This is a genomic window from Pseudoalteromonas sp. PSi26 (genome assembly GCF_054960575.1).
In genome coordinates, this window is record NZ_JBHNYT010000009.1 from 45,695 (window position 1) to 62,462 (window position 16,768).

Sequence of the window (16,768 nt, forward strand, 5' to 3'; positions counted from 1 at the left end):
TTATTCCTCGTTCAGCATTGGTAAGTCTAAGTTTTGCTCTTTGGCACAGTTTTTTGCGATGTCGTAACCGGCATCTGCATGGCGCATTACACCGGTAGCGGGGTCATTCCAAAGCACGCGACCAACACGTGCTTTCGCTTCGTCTGTACCATCGGCAACAATAACAACACCTGAGTGTTGGCTAAAGCCCATTCCTACACCCCCACCATGGTGAAGTGATACCCACGTAGCGCCGCTTGCCGTGTTAAGCAGAGCGTTAAGTAACGGCCAATCAGAGACGGCATCTGAACCATCTTTCATGCTTTCTGTTTCACGATTAGGACTTGCTACTGAGCCAGAATCAAGATGATCACGACCAATAACAATGGGGGCTTTAAGCTCGCCATTTTTTACCATTTCATTAAATGCAAGTGCTAAGCGTGCTCTATCTTTTAACCCCACCCAGCATATGCGAGCCGGCAAGCCTTGAAATTGAATGCGTTCGCGCGCCATATCAAGCCAGTTGTGCAAATGTGCATCATCAGGAATTAACTCTTTTACTTTAGCATCTGTTTTATATATATCTTCTGGATCGCCCGATAAAGCGACCCATCTAAACGGACCAATACCTTGGCAAAATAATGGACGAATGTAAGCAGGAACAAACCCAGGGAAATCAAATGCGTTTGTAACACCTTCTTCAAATGCCATTTGGCGAATATTATTACCGTAGTCAGTGGTTGCCGCGCCGGCTTTTTGTAATGCTAGCATGGCATTAACTTGCACTGCCATTGATTGCTTGGCTGCTTTTACAACCGCTTTTGGGTCTTGTTCACGCATTTTAGCGGCGTGTTCCATAGTCCAACCTTGTGGTAAGTAACCATTAAGTGGATCGTGTGCTGAAGTTTGATCGGTCACTACATCGGGTGTAATACCGCTGCTTACAAGTGTGCTAAATATATCTGCGGCATTGCCCAGCAATCCAACAGAAATTGCTTTTTCGTTAACACATGCGTCAGTAATTAACTGCAATGCATGTTCAAGGTTTGTGGCTTTAACATCAACGTAGCCAGTTTTAATGCGAAAATCGATGCGGCTTTCGTCACACTCCACAACTAAGGCGCAAAAGCCGGCCATAGTTGCCGCCAGTGGCTGCGCGCCGCCCATGCCACCAAGGCCGCCTGTTAACACCCATTTACCTTTGGCTTGACCATTAAAGTGTTGCTTAGCCATGGCTACAAATGTTTCGTACGTGCCTTGTACAATGCCCTGAGAGCCAATATAAATCCAAGATCCAGCCGTCATTTGGCCGTACATCATTAACCCTTTTTTGTCTAGCTCGTTGAAGTGCTCCCAGTTAGCCCAGTGGGGTACCAAGTTTGAATTTGCAATTAAAACGCGAGGAGCATTGCTGTGTGTTTTAAATACGCCAACAGGTTTACCTGACTGAACAAGCAATGTTTCGTCATCATTTAATCGGTCTAGGGTTGCTATTATTTTATCAAAACTTGGCCAATCACGTGCTGCTCTACCAATACCACCATAAACAACTAATGCGTGAGGATGCTCTGCAACTTCAGGGTCTAAATTGTTCATGAGCATGCGTTTTGCTGCTTCAGTTTGCCAGCTTTTTGCGCTTATCATATCGCCATGCGGTGCACGTATTACGCGACTTGTGTCGAGTCGGTTAGTCATGTGTTGCTCCTGTTGTATATACAAGGTGATTTGTCACAAAAAAAGCGCATGATGCGCAATTTTGTTTATCTTATTTTTTAAACGTTAAGTGTCCGCCCAAGCGGTATTTGCTACCAGGCGATACAAGGCGTGCAAAACTTACAATACCGTTAACTGACCATGTTCTGCGAATAACTTGCAGGCAAGGCTCTTCGTTATATAGGTTTAACCATTGGCACATTTCGTTGTTGGGCATAATGGCTTCTACTGTGTGTCTAGCTTGGGTGAGAGGTGCAACACTTGAAAGATACTCATGAGGAGTCGTTGCACTAAAGTCTTGTTGTAAATAGCCGCTGGCAAGCGCGGGATTCACAAAGCGTTCTTCAAGCTGTAATGGGCTGTCGTTTTCGTTATGAACCAGTACGCTTCGGTACACAACGCTATCTACTTCTACTCCTAATGCGATAGCAATAGGGGCAACCGCGTTTATTGATTCAAGTATAAGCACGCTACAGGTGTAGTTGCCGTTACGCTCTTTAACTTCATCGGCAATATTTTTAATTTCAAGTAATGAAGACTGCGACTTAAACGAAGCAACAAATGTTCCAAGGCCTTGGCTACGCGTAAGTATTCCAGATTCTGTTAATTCGCTAAGTGCGCGGCGAGCGGTCATTCTGCTAACGCTAAATTGTGTGCTTAGCTCGTTTTCAGAGGGAACGCGTTGGTTTTCTTGCCACAAACCGCTGCGAATTTTATCAACAATAAATTGTTTTATTTGCGCAAATTTAGGTGTTGTCATTAACTGGGTAGCTGTATTAGGAGTAATTTATATTAAATAAGATGACACAATCCTCTTGTATATACAAGATGTGTTGTTAGACTATATTTCAATCATGTCAGGGTATGTATGGACTGCAATATGCAAAACACTCAACAAAATAATAACTTAGAAAATATCGATTTACTTTTAATCGATGCAAATATTGCCACAATGGATCCTACTAGAGATACACCTTATGGGATCATCGAAAATGCAGCCTTAGCGATTAAAAACGGTGAAATCGTGTGGCTGGGTGAGCAAGCATCGCTGCCGCCATTTGACGTTTTCGCAACGCCAACCTTGAGCATAAAAGGGCAATGGTTAACACCTGGGTTAATAGATTGTCATACCCATTTGGTGTTTGCAGGATCTCGTGCGCAAGAATTTGAGCAGCGATTACAAGGTGTAAGCTATGAACAAATTGCAACTCAAGGCGGAGGCATTGCAAGTACAGTAAAAGCAACCAGAGCTGCACATAGAGAGCAACTATTTGTTGATGCCAAAGACAGACTAAATACACTGTTAAAAGAAGGCGTAACAACGGTTGAAATTAAGTCGGGTTATGGGCTCGATACCGCGAACGAAGTTAAAATATTAGAAGTGGCACGATTGCTGGGTGAACATCATCCCATTGATATCAAAACAACATTTTTAGGCGCTCATGCATTACCTAATGAATACAAAGGCCGTGCAGATGAATATATTGATTTGGTGTGCAACGAGATGCTTAAACAAGTTGTTGCAGGTGACCTTGCTGACGCCGTTGATGTGTTTTGCGAAAATGTGGGGTTTAGTCATGAGCAAACTAAGCGCGTATTTGAGGCGGCGGCTAAACATAATTTGCCAGTAAAATGCCATGCAGAGCAGTTATCTAATCAGTATGGTGCTGAGCTGGTGGCCGAATTTAATGGGTTATCTGCAGATCATATAGAATACCTTGATGAGCAAGGTGTAAAAGCCATGGCAAAGGCTGGCACTGTGGCTGTGCTGTTACCGGGGGCATTTTATTTTTTAAGAGAGACAAAACAGCCACCTATCGCGTTATTAAACCAATACAAAGTGCCAATAGCTATTGCTAGCGACTTCAATCCGGGTACTTCACCGCTGTGCTCGGTACAATTAATGATGAATATGGCATGTACTCTATTTAGGTTAACACCAGAACAAGCGTTAGCAGGTGTTACCAGCAACGCAGCTAAGGCACTGGGTTTAAACGATAGAGGAGTGTTAAAAGTGGGAGCCAGAGCCGACATTGCACATTGGCAAATAAGCCATCCATCGCAATTAAGTTACCAATTCGGCGTAAATAAACTGTCAAATTTATGGATTTTGGGTAGACTTAATTAGTTTGTATTATTTTTGTTCATATTTAACAAGTTGTTGTTAAAGTTTTTTTACGAATACGAGTGCCGTTAACTTGAATATATTAACCGACAGTAATTTTCCGATTTTTTTCAGTGGTGCGCTTTTAATGGCGATGATCACTACTTTATTTTCGGTTAAAAATACCAATATTAAATTTAGTTATTTATGCACAGGTGTTGTAGGTTTAGCTATTTTAAGTAGCGGTGAAGCATGGCTAGCTATTTTATTGGCCTTTGGTTTTTGCTTTCATTTATGGCAATCATTTGAGCGTAATAATTGGAGTATGATTATTACCAGCTCCGCCGCTGGATTGTTATTTGTGGTGCTGTTTTCAGCGCATCTATTATTAGACGTACCGTTATTTTGGGTTGTATTAGCTATATTATTATGCGCTGTTGTGGGGTTGTTAAACGATGAAAGCGACGATCCCAAAGTGACCATAGAACCCAAAAAGCTTGATGACGCGTTTGTTGAAGAGTCACCGCTTTCGGTATTTGCCAGCAAAAAAGAGTTACGCCAAGGGTATTACACATGGTGTGATAATACCCAAGTTGAAGCCGTGCTCATCATTATCAGGCTTGAAGGTTTTGAGCAAGTGAATCAGCATATTGGCCGTGGGTTTGGTGATGTTTTATTAGCGCAATCAGCAAATAGAATACAAGAACAATTAGAAAACAAAGAAGTGATTACTTTAGTGGGTAATGAAAAACTAGCTCATTTAGGTGGGTTAAATTTTGCGTTTATTTGCAGCTTAGCCAACCACAAGCATTTACACGAACAAATTATTGATACCATACTCGGTGCAACACTTAAGCCTTTTAATGTCGCCAATTGTACGATTGAGGTGAAAGCGAGAGCAAGCTATGTTGCCTGTAATGAGCAAGATACTAACTTTGACGATTTAATTTCCTATGCCTACTTAGCGCTAGATAGCCAGCCTACTCAAAAAGTGGTGCCTTATCACCAGCAAATGATGATTGAGCAATTAGAACAGCAAGCGCGTTTAAAAGAACTTGCTAACATTGACTTTGCAAGCGAGCTTGAGTTGTATTTTCAACCGGTTATTTGTAATAAAAATGGTCAAATTGAGTTTTTAGAACTGTTATTGCGTTGGCAGCATCCTAAACAAGGGATTTTATCTGCTAATCGTTTTATTGATGATATTAGAATTGCAGGGCTTGGTTACCCACTTGCTAAGTTTGTTATAGAGCGGGCTGCAGAACTTGCTATGGCACTTAGAATAGAAGGCATAGCCATACCGCTAAGCATTAATGTATTTGGCCCAGAAATGCTTAATGAAGAGTTTGTTGAGTTTGTTGATAATGTAATAACTGAGCACAACTTGCAAATGGGGGATTTAATTGTTGAGTGTCCATTACATATATTTACGGGGCTCGATGATAAAGGCAGAGCAATGATCGCAAGGCTGAACAATATTGGCTTAAAGCTTTGTGTTGATGGCTTAGGTGATAACCCTGTACTGCTTTCTAAGTTACCTAGCTTAGCGGTGGAATATATAAAAGTAGCGCCGTCATTAACTGCTGATTTTAGCAACCAAAATAATATCCGCAGTTTAGTTGGTGGTATGGTTGAAATGCATAATCAGCAAAAAACAAAAGTCATTTTTGAAGGGGTGGAAACCCTTGAGCAACTTAAATTTGTTAAAAGTTTAAATGCGTATGCCGCACAAGGTTATTATTTTGGGCATCCGCTGAGCAGTATCGGTTTAATGAGCTGGTTAAAAGAGTGGCGACAAGCGCAAGAATAATAAAACAAAAATTGAGTAAGTAAGCTTTACCCGACCTTTCACCATTCTTAAATGACTTTAAGCTATAAACAGAACGCAAGGGCGTTTTTAACTCAGAGTATAAACTCGCCTACAATTTTATTGTCTCTAAAATAAACCTCAACATGAAAGGCTAAGGTGCCTTCGCTTCTCTTGCGAGTATAAAACTATTTACCAATGCACTGATCACTTGTCCTACATGTGTGGCACCTGTTTCAGGTCCGTTTGGATGTTGGCTTGGTGATGCCTCACATAAGTGTAAGTATTTAGCGTTTCGATTACTTGCTGCTTTATATATAAAATGTTCAGTGTCGCTGACACTAAACCCACAGCATGTATAGGCACTTACAGGCATAAATGTAATACTGTCTAGATCTACTTCAATGCCTAGGGGTAATGAATCAAAACCGTTAATAGCCTTATCAATAGACTGAGTAAGCGTTATGTCGCGTTTTACTTTGAGTGACTGGTAGCTATCAAACGTAAAGTTTGCCTGCGTCATGGCATCAATAATTGCTTGGTTATTTTTCTGCTCGTGTAAGCCAATAACATGGTAATTATTGAGTAGCTTCTCGTTATAAGCATATCGAAACCCATTGCCACTGTGGCGTCCTTCGCATTCTCTAAAGTCAGCATGAGGGTCAAAGTTTATTGCATTAACTAGTGTATGCTGTGAACCACTAAGTGCACGAATAATCCCTAAGCAGTTATTATGCCCGCCACCAATCACAATTGGCTCAAGACCCGCTTTAAATATCAGATTTAATACGCTTTCTACGCGCTCATCTAACTGTTGGCATAGCAAACGCAATTGCTGAAGTTGTTCAGGGTTTTTGTTGTTTAGCAGGTTACTTTGCGCCATTAGGTCATCAACGTGAACTTCGCCAAGTAACAACACTTTTTGAGTGGCAATAAATTGATTATGGGGTTGGTTTAAAAATTTAGATAAAAAAGCAGGCCAGGCTTCACTTGCTCCATCATTGCCTAAATTGGCTTTAGGGCCAATGTCTTCACATATGCCTAAAAGCACATAGCGCATACCAAACTCAGCGGCATCAACAAGGGCTTGTTGAACATCTACGTGAGTGTCGAGTAAAGACATGGCTTGCCATGCTTTTTTTTCGTTTGCGCGGGTAGAGCAAAAAGCTTTAACCGCGCTTTCATCATATACTTTTAACTGAGTGGTCACGTTATACTTCTACAACTTCCAACTCAAGTTCCTCAGCAGATAACACAATACCCGTGCTATCGGCATAGATAAAGTCATCATCGAAAAACGACACACCAGCAAAGTTAACACCAATGCCATTTTCGCCAGCGCCTTCGCTGTCGGCAGCCACAGGGATTGATGCTATGGCTTGAATACCTACATCAAGCTCTTCTAGCTCATCTACATGACGGACAGCTCCGTACACAACAATGCCATTCCAATTGTTTTCAAAAGCAAGTTCAGCAAGTTCAATATCAATAAGTGCACGGCGAGTAGAGCCACCACCGTCAATTAATAGCACCTGGTCTGTACCGTCTTGAGATAGTATTTCGCGGATCAGTTCATTATTTTCAAAACATTTAACCGTTTTAATGCGGCCACCAAAACTGTGTCGACCACCAAAGTTGATGAACATTGGCTCTAGCACGTCAACCACATCAGCAAAGTGGTCACATAAATCAGAAGTGCTGTAATCCATTATTTTATCCTCAAAAGGTACATTAATTTATAACTCAGTATACCTGCCTTATATCCAATAACAACGACTTAATCGTAGTAAATTTAAGCAAAACAAGGAGTAAATCAATAATAGCAACAATAGTGTCTTAAAAGCGTCACTCAATTGTTATTTACAACACCTAAGCTAGTTCAGTGTTCATATATTATGCAATGGGGAATAAGCAATGAGTGAGAATAATATACTGAAAAAAGTAGCTCAGTTTGATGAGCGACTATTTTTAACGTTGTTTAATTGCAACTCACCTAAGTGGTTAAAAAAATTGGCATTTGGGTTATCTAAAAGTGGCGATGGCGGATTGTATTTAATTATCTGTGCAGGCGTGTGGTGGCTTAGTAAAAACGAGCAGTACCAGTTACTCCCTATTGCCATAATGCTTGGCTTTATTATTGAACGCCCCATTTACTTTTTAGCTAAAAAGTATTTTGCACGAATAAGACCATGCGATTGTTTAGTAACCAATGCCTACATAGTACCAAGTGACAAATTTAGTTTACCGTCAGGTCACAGTGCTGCCGCTTTTTTAGTTGCTATTATTCTGTGCCATTTTTTCCCTCAATATGTATGGATATTCTTAGCATGGGCTGGTGGCGTGGCAATATCGAGGGTGGTATTGGGGGTCCATTATCCGGCTGATATTATCATTGGTGCGCTTATAGGCAGTTCATGTGGTTTATTTGCACTAGCGGTGGTGGTGCCAGCATGAAAATATTATATGGTATTCAAGGCACAGGAAATGGCCACATAACACGAGCCCGTGTAATGGCAAGTTGTTTTAAAAAGTTGAATATTGAAGTGGATTATGTTTTTTCAGGACGTGCAAATAAAGACTACTTTGATATGCAAGACTTTGCGAACTATAAAAGCTTTAGAGGGCTATCGTTTAATACTAAAAACGGGCAAGTGAAAAGCCTGCAAACAGTAAAAAATGCACGTATTTGTAGATTAATAAAAGACATAAAAACACTCGATGTTAAACAGTATGATTTTGTACTTAACGACTTTGAGCCTATTACGGCTTGGGCAGCTAAACGCGCCGCTATACCGGTGGTTGGTATTAGTCACCAGGCGGCATTTTTATCAAGCAGTGTGCCTATGTTTAGCCGGGGAATTTTACGTAAATCATTAATTAAAAATTATGCCCCTGCCGATACCTATTTAGGGGTTCATTGGCAGCCATTTGCTGAAAACATTATTCCACCATTTATTGCACATCATGAGCATAGTAATCCTGTTGCGATTATTAACAAAGTGTTGGTGTACTTGCCCTTTGAAAACCTTGCTAGCATTATTGACTACCTAAAGGACTTTCCCGAAAAAGAGTTTTACTGTTATCACCCCGATGCGCAAAATAGATCGCTAGGTAATATACATTTACGTTCGCCTTCAAGATCTGACTTTTTAAATGATTTAGCCAATACAAGCGGCGTGATTGGTAATGCCGGATTTGAACTTGCCAGTGAGGCATTAAAGTTGGGTAAAAAGTTATTACTTAAACCTTTAAATGGGCAATTTGAGCAGGGTGAGAACGCACAAACTTTACGCTCTATGGGAATGGCCCATGTGATGAATTATTTAAACCCTCAAGCATTAGATGATTGGAATAATGCCCCTCAAAATAAGCAAATTAATTTTCCAAGTGACCCAGAACCGCTTTTGAATTGGTTATTACAAAAGCAATGGCACAAAACGCAATTACTTCACAAGGGATTATGGGGAAGTGTTAACTTGTAATATTAGGTTCTGGTCAGGTATGACCAGTTTGTCAAAAGCTAAAAAAACTGAAGCAGTTTAAGGCATTAGTCTATAATAAGATTGCATATTAACCAAAGGTGTTTGAAATGAGTTTTTTAGAAAATTTGACGATTAAGAGGCGACTGCAACTTAATGCTTTGGTAGTTGGTTTAGCAATGGTTATTCTACTATGTGTAATTATTTTTGAGGGAAGGGAAAATCTTAAGTTAAATCAGACTATACAGTTAGCGAAAGAGCTGAACATTCAGCAATTAGAATTGAGAAAGAACGAGAAAAACTTTTTGTTTTACAAAACTGAGAGTTCTTTAGAGTCGTTCGAAAAAGAGTATGCAGTCTTGGATACAAAGTTAGCTGAATTACAGGCTTTAATGTCTAGTCTAAATATTGATACTCAAAAAGCAGCGCATTTAAAAAGCTTAGTTGCTAAATATAATAGCGATTTTAATAACGTAGTCTCTCTTCAAAGAAAAATAGGCTTAAATCCTAAAGACGCGCTTTATGGTGAACTAAGGGATGCAGTGCATAAAGTAGAAACCTTACTTAACGAGCAGCAAAGCGATGAGTTGCTAGTACTTATGTTGCAATTAAGACGTGCTGAGAAGGATTTTATGCTGCGCTTAGATACCAAGTATCTCCCCCGTTTTGACGACACTATTACGAAGCTTGAACAAAGCCTTTCTAGTTCAACAATAGACTCAAGCACCAAATCAGAACTCAATAGTTTAATTGCTACTTATCAAAATTCTTTTCAGGCGCTTGTAAAAGCCCAAGTTGAATTAGGGGTAAACTTAGAGTCAGGAGCTCTTGGCAAAATGCGGGAAAGTGTGTCGAAAAGTGACACTGTTGTTAGCCAAATTGTTGAGGAAACAGTAACTCATGTTAAAAACAGCGTAAGTGAGGCGCAGTTTTTGGCAATTACTATTTTCGTTATTGCAGGCGTTATTGTTTTATTACTTGTTTACTTTACTAGCCATTCAATCATTGTTCCTATTGAACGCGTTTATCACAGCATAAATGACATTAGGCGCAATAACGACTTAAGCGTAATGATTGAGCAAACAGGTAAAGATGAAATCACAATCATGACGACTGACTTTAATAGTTTAATAGGTGATTTTAAAAACCTGATTTACGAAGTAAATGGCGCATTAAACACACTCAATGTAGCAACAGATCATTTATCTGAGAGCACTGCAGCCACAAGCTCAGGTATGCAAGAGCAATTACACGAAGCTGACATGGTTGCTACCGCAGCCACAGAAATGCAAGCGACTATTCAGGATATTTCGCATAATACTGAAGCGGCAGCTAAAAAAGCGGAGTCTACAAACTTGAGTGCTCAACAAGGCCGCAGCGAAGTTGAATCAACCGTTAACCATATCAGAGAATTGTCTGGATCTTTAGGCAGTGCATCTGATGTGGTGTCTCAACTAGAAAAAGACGGTGAAACGATTGGCTCGGTTCTTGATGTTATTCGTGGTATTGCTGAACAAACTAACTTACTTGCGCTCAATGCTGCAATTGAAGCCGCTCGTGCTGGCGAGCAAGGTCGCGGCTTTGCGGTGGTTGCTGATGAAGTACGCTCATTAGCCCAGCGTACGCAAGAGTCTACTAGTGAAATAGAAGGGATTATTAATACCCTGCAGCAACGTACTCAGGAAGTTGTAAGCATTATGCACCAATGTCGCTCACAAGGTGATGAAAGTGCATCTCAGGCAATTAAAGCGGGTGAGTTGTTGGGTGCTATTACTGAAGATGTGCAAACCATCATGGAAATGAGTACACAAATTGCCGTTGCTATTGATGAGCAAAGCCAAGTTGCATCAGAGGTTAATAAAAACGTGGTACGTATTAGAGATATAGCACAAGATGCATCAGAGCATGCATCGCGTAACGCGCAAACTAGTGAAGAGGTATCTGAGCAAGGTCGCGTACTATATGCTGCGATAGATAAATTTAAAGTCTAAACTTATTGAAGAGCCAATAAGGTTTAAGGAATAAACTTTATTGGCACACTGTCTTTGTTTTTTGTGTTTTCGCTTACACGTTCTAAATACTCATCCCATAACTTAGTCTGCTGTTCTTGCAGCTTAGCAAAATAGTTCCAGCTAAATAATCCGCTATTATGGCCATCGTCAAAATCTAGGCGCAATGCGTAATGCCCAACCGGGACGATTTTTTTTATCCCGACTGATTGCTTGTTTAAAACCAGCTTCATAGGGCCAGAGCCATGACCTTGTACTTCTGCTGATGGAGAGTGAACACGTAAAAACTCACAACTAAATACGGCTTTACTATCATCGTCAAAGTAAACATCTAAATTTTTGCTCACGCTATGATAATGCACTTTTGTTACGTGTTTCATGTTTTGTATCCCATTAAAAAAGCCCCCAATATGGAGGCTTTTAGTATAACTACTTATAGTACCAATTAAAGAATAAAGCGGCTTAAATCTTCATCTTCAACTAGTGCACCTAAATGTTTTTCAACATAAGCCGCATCAATAACTACCGACGATCCAGCTTGCTCAGACGCATCGTATGAAATCTCTTCCATTAGCTTTTCCATCACAGTATGAAGACGACGAGCACCGATGTTTTCGGTTTTCTCGTTAACTTGCCATGCCGCTTTTGCAATACGCTCAATAGCGTCATCACTGTACTGGACATCAACTTGCTCTGTTTTAAGTAGCTCGCGCTGCTGCTCTGTGAGTGATGCATGAGGCTCTGTAAGTATACGTTTGAAGTCGTTTGCAGTGAGTGCTTCAAGCTCAACGCGAATAGGTAAGCGACCTTGTAGTTCAGGGATCATGTCTGATGGTTTAGCCATTTGGAATGCACCAGAGGCGATAAATAGCATATGGTCAGTTTTAACCATACCGTGCTTAGTGTTTACTGTTGAACCTTCAATAAGCGGAAGTAAATCGCGCTGTACACCTTCTCGACTAACATCTGGGCCCGATGAATCTCCACGCTTACAAATTTTGTCTATTTCATCGATAAAAACAATACCATTTTGCTCTACAGCAAATATAGCCTGCTCTTTTAGCTCTTCTGGGTTTACTAATTTGCCCGCTTCTTCTTCGGTTAGTAGCTTAAAGGCTTCCTTAATTTTGAGCTTGCGCTTAGTGCGCTTATCGCCACCCATGTTTTGAAACATGCTTTGCAGCTGATTGGTCATATCCTCCATGCCAGGAGGCGCCATAATTTCTACGTTTGGTTGTACTTGTGCTAAATCGATTTCAATTTCTTTATCGTCTAGTTGACCTTCGCGAAGCTTTTTACGGAATGTTTGGCGTGTTGATGAGTTTTCATCACGCTGAGTTTCACCGTATTGATCTTTAACAGGTGGTAAAAGTGCATCTAAAATACGATCTTCGGCCGCTTCTTCTGCACGGTGCTTGAACTTTTTAGTTTGTTGTTCACGTGTCATTTTAATAGACACTTCAACTAAGTCGCGAATAATGGTTTCAACTTCTTTGCCAACATAACCCACTTCGGTGAACTTAGTTGCTTCTACTTTGATAAAAGGGGCATTAGCAAGCTTAGCTAGGCGGCGTGCAATTTCTGTTTTGCCGACACCTGTAGGACCAATCATTAAAATATTTTTTGGCGTTACTTCTGCACGTAAATCATCGTTTAATTGCATGCGGCGCCAGCGATTACGAAGGGCAATAGCAACGGCTTTTTTTGCGTTAGCTTGGCCAATAATATGTTGGTCTAGCTCGTGAACAATTTCTCTTGGGGTCATAGCAGACATAGCGGTTCCTATTATAATTCTTCGATAGTTTGGAAGTTGTTAGTAAATACGCAGATATCACCTGCAATAGTTAGGCTTTTTTCTACTATTTCACGAGCACTTAAATCGGTGTTTTCTAATAACGCGGTTGCTGCCGATTGGGCAAAGTTACCACCACTGCCAATAGCAATTAAGTCATTTTCAGGTTGAACGACGTCACCGTTACCGGTAATGATTAAAGAGGCCGTTTCGTCGGCTACAGCTAAAAGGGCTTCTAACTTTCTGAGTGCACGGTCACTTCGCCAATCCTTTGCCATTTCAACAGCGGCTTTGGTGAGGTTACCTTGATGCATTTCTAGTTTGCTTTCAAAACGTTCGAAAAGGGTGAAGGCATCAGCAGTACCGCCGGCAAAACCTGCGATTACTTTGCCATTATAAAGGCGTCGAACTTTACGGGCATTGCCCTTCATTACGGTATTACCCAATGAAACTTGGCCGTCGCCACCGATCACAACTTTGTCGTCGCGGCGTACACTTACAATAGTGGTCATGTTATTCCTCATCATCGAGTTGCAGGGGCAACTCGTTAAAAACGATTATGATGAGGTTATATGGGTGAATGGTTTATTTTCAAGTCCAGCCCCAAATTCCGCAGCCGACGACTTTTACACGCTTGAGTTTATTTTTATCACTTTCTGCTTGGCGCTTCGTTTTATAAGGCCCTAAACGTACTTTATACCAAATACCCGTTTCGCCTTTGGTTTCTCTTATTTCAGATATAAGACCAGCAAAGGCTATTTTAGCTTTTAACGATTCAGCCTGTTCATGAGTCCTGAACGAGCCACATTGCATAACATAAGGGCCTTTTTGTTCAATTTCTTTTACTTCTACTTGCACTTCATGGTTTCTGATTTCTTTTATAAATTCAGGCGCACGAGGAACGACCACTTCTATTTTTTCTTTTACAGCGGGGTTAGTTTGTTTTTCAACAAGCTCGGGGTCGGCATTATTTTTAATAAACCATAATCCATAGGCAAAACCGCCCACAAGCAAAGCTGCAACAATTACCAAGAGGTAAGGAAATGGCTTTTTAGCAGGTTCTTTTTTGGTGTTTTTTCTATTTTTTGGGTTTTTATTAATGTAATCGTGCTGTGCCATAGCGTTATTTTGGCCTTAACCTAAATCATATCTATAGGGTCTACATCTAAACTCCAGCGAACTTTTTGTGCAAGTTTACTGGTGCTTAAATAATCAACCATTTGCGCAAGATACTGATGTAATATGCGGCGATCTTGCGCTTGAATGTGCAATTGAAACCGATACATACCCGCAATTCTCTCTAATGGGGCAGGGATCGGACCGAGCAATTGTATACCAGATACCCCGTTAACTGGAACCAAATCTGTCAAAAAGTCGACGACTAGTTTAATACTGAGCCCTTGTGCACGGACTATGGCCATATTAGTGATGGGAGGTAAGTCGGCGTCATCACGCTCGCTTAACGCAAAGCGTGCAAAATCTTGGTAACCATTATTGACCAAATCTTGTAAAAGTGGATGTTCGGGAAAGTGTGTCTGTAATAACACCTGGCCAGGCTCTCCTGAGCGACCAGCACGTCCTGCTACTTGAGTCACTAACTGCGCTAAATGTTCCGTTGCTCTGAAGTCGCAAGAATATAGGCCGCTGTCTACGTCTAAAATTATGACAAGGCTTACATCAGCAAAGTGATGACCTTTTGCAAGCATTTGCGTACCTACTAATATGCGCGCTCCACCTAAATTAATTTCGTCTAGGGCTTTTTCTAAACTGCCTTTACGACGAGTTGAATCGCGATCAATACGGGTTACTGGTGTATCAGGAAACTCGTTTGTTAAAAACTCTTCTATTTGTTCAGTACCTTTGCCATTAGGAAATATCTGTGTGCTCCCGCAATCAGGGCATTGATGAGGTACTTGATGTTGGTCGCCACAATGGTGGCAAATCATTTGACCAATCGCTTTATGGAACGTGGCACTAGTACTGCAACGGTTACATTCACTTAACCAACCACATTCATGGCAAATAAGTGTAGGTGAAAAACCACGACGATTTAAAAACACCATAACCTGTTTACCACGATTCAAATGTTGGCGCATAGTAGCAAGGCTTGCGTGAGCAATACCCGCCTGATCGGGCTGGCCTTTCATGTCGAGTAATTTAAATTGGTTATCGGTTGAGGTTTGAGCGCGCTCAGTAAGGCTTAATAGTTGGTACTTATTATTAATGGCTTTATGCAAGGTTTCGAGCGCTGGAGTAGCACTGCCGAGTATTAGTGGGATTTTATGCTGGAATGCACGATAAGCTGCTAAATCTCGAGCATGGTAACGAAGGGTATCTTGTTGTTTAAATGATGAGTCATGTTCCTCGTCAACTACAATCATACCGAGCTTTAAAAAGGGTAAAAAAATACTTGAGCGCGTACCTATTACAATAGCGCAACTCCCTTTTTCGCAAAAGCGCCATGTTTGTAGGCGTTCGTTATCGGTAAGTGCAGAGTGCCATAACATGATGGGTGTATCTGGAAAGCGACGACGAAAACGGTTTACCGTTTGAGGGGTAAGGCCTATTTCGGGGACAAGAACTAAGGCTTGTTCACCTCGCTTTAATACTTCTTCAAGACATTGAAGATAGACTTCGGTTTTACCACTACCGGTAACCCCTTCTAATAAAAACGTGTTAAAGCCTTTACTTTGATTAATTGCAGTGCAAGCTACGGCTTGCTCCTTGTTAAGTGTAGGCTTACTACCTACTGTTGGTGCAGTACTTTGCCACTGATTATCATGTTCTATGGTTTGTGTAACAAGCGCTTTTGCAATAAGGCTATCGATAGTTTTTTTACTAAAGCCGAGTGCTTTAAGCTCGGTTAATGATGATTTACCTGACTGTGCAAGTTGCTTTAATAAGTTAAGTTGAGTTTTTGCTTTGAGTGACGGAAGTTTTGATCCTTTTTCTGTCAGCATAACCATATTGATACTGGTTTTATCCGGTGACTCACCTTGGCGCAGCGCACTAGGTAGCGCTATATGAATTGTTTCGCCGAGTGGGTAACAGTAATAGCGAGATGTAAAACTCAAAAGCGCAATGTGCTCAGATGATAAAATAGGCGCGTCATCAATTACTTCGATGATGGATTTTATTTTGTTTTCGGGGACGTCGGTCTTGCTTTTAATAGCTAAAACAACGGCGACTTTTTGTTGGTTACCAAAAGGCACCAACACACGCATACCCGGTTTAAGTGGTGATGCCATGCCATCGAGTTGCTTATCTACTTTATAATCAAAGGTGCGCGGTAAGGGGACTTTTATAGCGACTTCAGCAAAACACATAGCAACTCAACTCATAAAATTAATGATGTAATGTACTAAAAATAACGTTAAAAACCTACTAGCAAATATTGCTTGCTTAAGTGTCTGCCTACTTTTTTAGCAAAACAGTTAATAATAGCTTGTGTGTTTGATGGTAGTTGGATAAAATCTGCGACCAACAAATTTGTTTTAACGACGTATGGTGCCAGACTTCGGGTTTGGAGAGCGATGCGGCCTTAACTAGAGGTTTCTATGAAAGAAGGTATTCACCCTAAGTACGAAGTAATTTCTGCAACTTGTTCATGCGGCAATAAATTCGAAACAAGCTCTACTCTATGTAAAGACATTCACCTTGACGTATGTTCAGCGTGTCACCCTTTTTACACTGGTAAGCAAAAAGTTTTAGACACTGGCGGACGTGTTGATCGTTTCAACAAGCGTTTCGGTGCACTTGGTAGCAAGAAGTAATTTTTGCTGTCTTGTTAAATTAAGCACCTTAGGGTGCTTTTTTTATGCTTTAAATTTAGTTGTACCAATTTAATAGTAATAACGTTTCGATTTAAAAATTAAGTGTTACACG

At 40.8% G+C, this 16,768-nt stretch carries 15 protein-coding genes; 6 read left to right on the forward strand and 9 right to left on the reverse strand.

Annotated elements, in window-relative coordinates; translation table 11 throughout:
- Together hutU and hutC are read right to left on the reverse strand one after the other, a co-directional pair.
- On the reverse strand, positions 1–1,674 hold the full coding sequence (gene hutU, locus ACFI34_RS11460; RefSeq protein WP_462673583.1) for a urocanate hydratase: 1,674 nt from the start codon (positions 1,672–1,674) through the stop codon (positions 1–3).
- A 70-nt stretch (positions 1,675–1,744) separates the two neighbouring features.
- Positions 1,745–2,452 carry a histidine utilization repressor gene (gene hutC, locus ACFI34_RS11465; RefSeq protein ID WP_006793079.1) on the reverse strand — a complete coding sequence of 236 codons (708 nt, stop codon included), beginning with the start codon at positions 2,450–2,452 and terminating at the stop codon, positions 1,745–1,747.
- Positions 2,453–2,572: 120 nt separating this feature from the next.
- On the opposite strand from hutC, the gene hutI reads away from it, so the two are divergent.
- A complete protein-coding gene (gene hutI / locus ACFI34_RS11470; RefSeq protein ID WP_462673584.1) occupies positions 2,573–3,820 on the forward strand; it encodes an imidazolonepropionase in 1,248 nt (415 codons plus the stop codon).
- A gap of 124 nt (positions 3,821–3,944) precedes the next feature.
- On the forward strand, positions 3,945–5,606 hold the full coding sequence (locus ACFI34_RS11475) for an EAL domain-containing protein (protein WP_462673642.1): 1,662 nt from the start codon (positions 3,945–3,947) through the stop codon (positions 5,604–5,606).
- A 151-nt stretch (positions 5,607–5,757) separates the two neighbouring features.
- Here the strand turns inward: ACFI34_RS11475 and ACFI34_RS11480 are convergent, their stop codons facing one another.
- Positions 5,758–6,813, reverse strand: a complete 1,056-nt coding sequence (locus ACFI34_RS11480) for a formimidoylglutamase (RefSeq protein ID WP_462673585.1) — start codon at positions 6,811–6,813, stop codon at positions 5,758–5,760.
- 1 nt (position 6,814) lies between these two features.
- Positions 6,815–7,312: a ribonuclease E activity regulator RraA gene (rraA, locus tag ACFI34_RS11485; protein ID WP_058403865.1), complete on the reverse strand. Its 498-nt coding sequence runs from the start codon at positions 7,310–7,312 to the stop codon at positions 6,815–6,817.
- 205 nt (positions 7,313–7,517) lie between these two features.
- On the opposite strand from rraA, the gene ACFI34_RS11490 reads away from it, so the two are divergent.
- From ACFI34_RS11490 to ACFI34_RS11500, 3 genes are all read left to right on the forward strand, one after another.
- Complete coding sequence (locus ACFI34_RS11490) at positions 7,518–8,057, forward strand: phosphatase PAP2 family protein (protein ID WP_462673586.1); 540 nt, start codon at positions 7,518–7,520, stop codon at positions 8,055–8,057.
- Positions 8,054–9,085: an MJ1255/VC2487 family glycosyltransferase gene (locus tag ACFI34_RS11495; RefSeq protein ID WP_462673587.1), complete on the forward strand. Its 1,032-nt coding sequence runs from the start codon at positions 8,054–8,056 to the stop codon at positions 9,083–9,085. Before ACFI34_RS11490 ends, ACFI34_RS11495 begins: the two co-directional genes overlap by 4 nt.
- A gap of 107 nt (positions 9,086–9,192) precedes the next feature.
- Entirely contained in the window at positions 9,193–11,073 is a 1,881-nt protein-coding gene (locus ACFI34_RS11500) for a methyl-accepting chemotaxis protein (RefSeq protein ID WP_462673588.1), read from the forward strand.
- A 23-nt stretch (positions 11,074–11,096) separates the two neighbouring features.
- Here ACFI34_RS11500 and ACFI34_RS11505 read toward each other — a convergent pair whose 3' ends face one another.
- From ACFI34_RS11505 to priA, 5 genes are all read right to left on the reverse strand, one after another.
- Positions 11,097–11,471, reverse strand: a complete 375-nt coding sequence (locus ACFI34_RS11505; RefSeq protein ID WP_058550581.1) for a gamma-butyrobetaine hydroxylase family protein — start codon at positions 11,469–11,471, stop codon at positions 11,097–11,099.
- A 65-nt stretch (positions 11,472–11,536) separates the two neighbouring features.
- Positions 11,537–12,865, reverse strand: a complete 1,329-nt coding sequence (gene hslU / locus ACFI34_RS11510; RefSeq protein WP_058403861.1) for an HslU--HslV peptidase ATPase subunit — start codon at positions 12,863–12,865, stop codon at positions 11,537–11,539.
- A gap of 11 nt (positions 12,866–12,876) precedes the next feature.
- Positions 12,877–13,395, reverse strand: a complete 519-nt coding sequence (hslV, locus tag ACFI34_RS11515) for an ATP-dependent protease subunit HslV (RefSeq protein WP_058403860.1) — start codon at positions 13,393–13,395, stop codon at positions 12,877–12,879.
- A 79-nt stretch (positions 13,396–13,474) separates the two neighbouring features.
- Positions 13,475–14,002 (reverse strand): SPOR domain-containing protein, encoded by a 528-nt coding sequence (locus tag ACFI34_RS11520; protein WP_462673589.1) that lies wholly within the window; start codon positions 14,000–14,002, stop codon positions 13,475–13,477.
- 20 nt (positions 14,003–14,022) lie between these two features.
- The gene (gene priA, locus ACFI34_RS11525; protein WP_462673590.1) at positions 14,023–16,209 is read right to left on the reverse strand and encodes a primosomal protein N'; all 2,187 of its coding nucleotides are present in this window, start codon (positions 16,207–16,209) and stop codon (positions 14,023–14,025) included.
- 231 nt (positions 16,210–16,440) lie between these two features.
- Between priA and rpmE the strand changes: the two genes are divergently transcribed.
- Positions 16,441–16,656 (forward strand): 50S ribosomal protein L31, encoded by a 216-nt coding sequence (rpmE, locus tag ACFI34_RS11530; protein WP_006793092.1) that lies wholly within the window; start codon positions 16,441–16,443, stop codon positions 16,654–16,656.
- Positions 16,657–16,768: the final 112 nt, after the last annotated feature.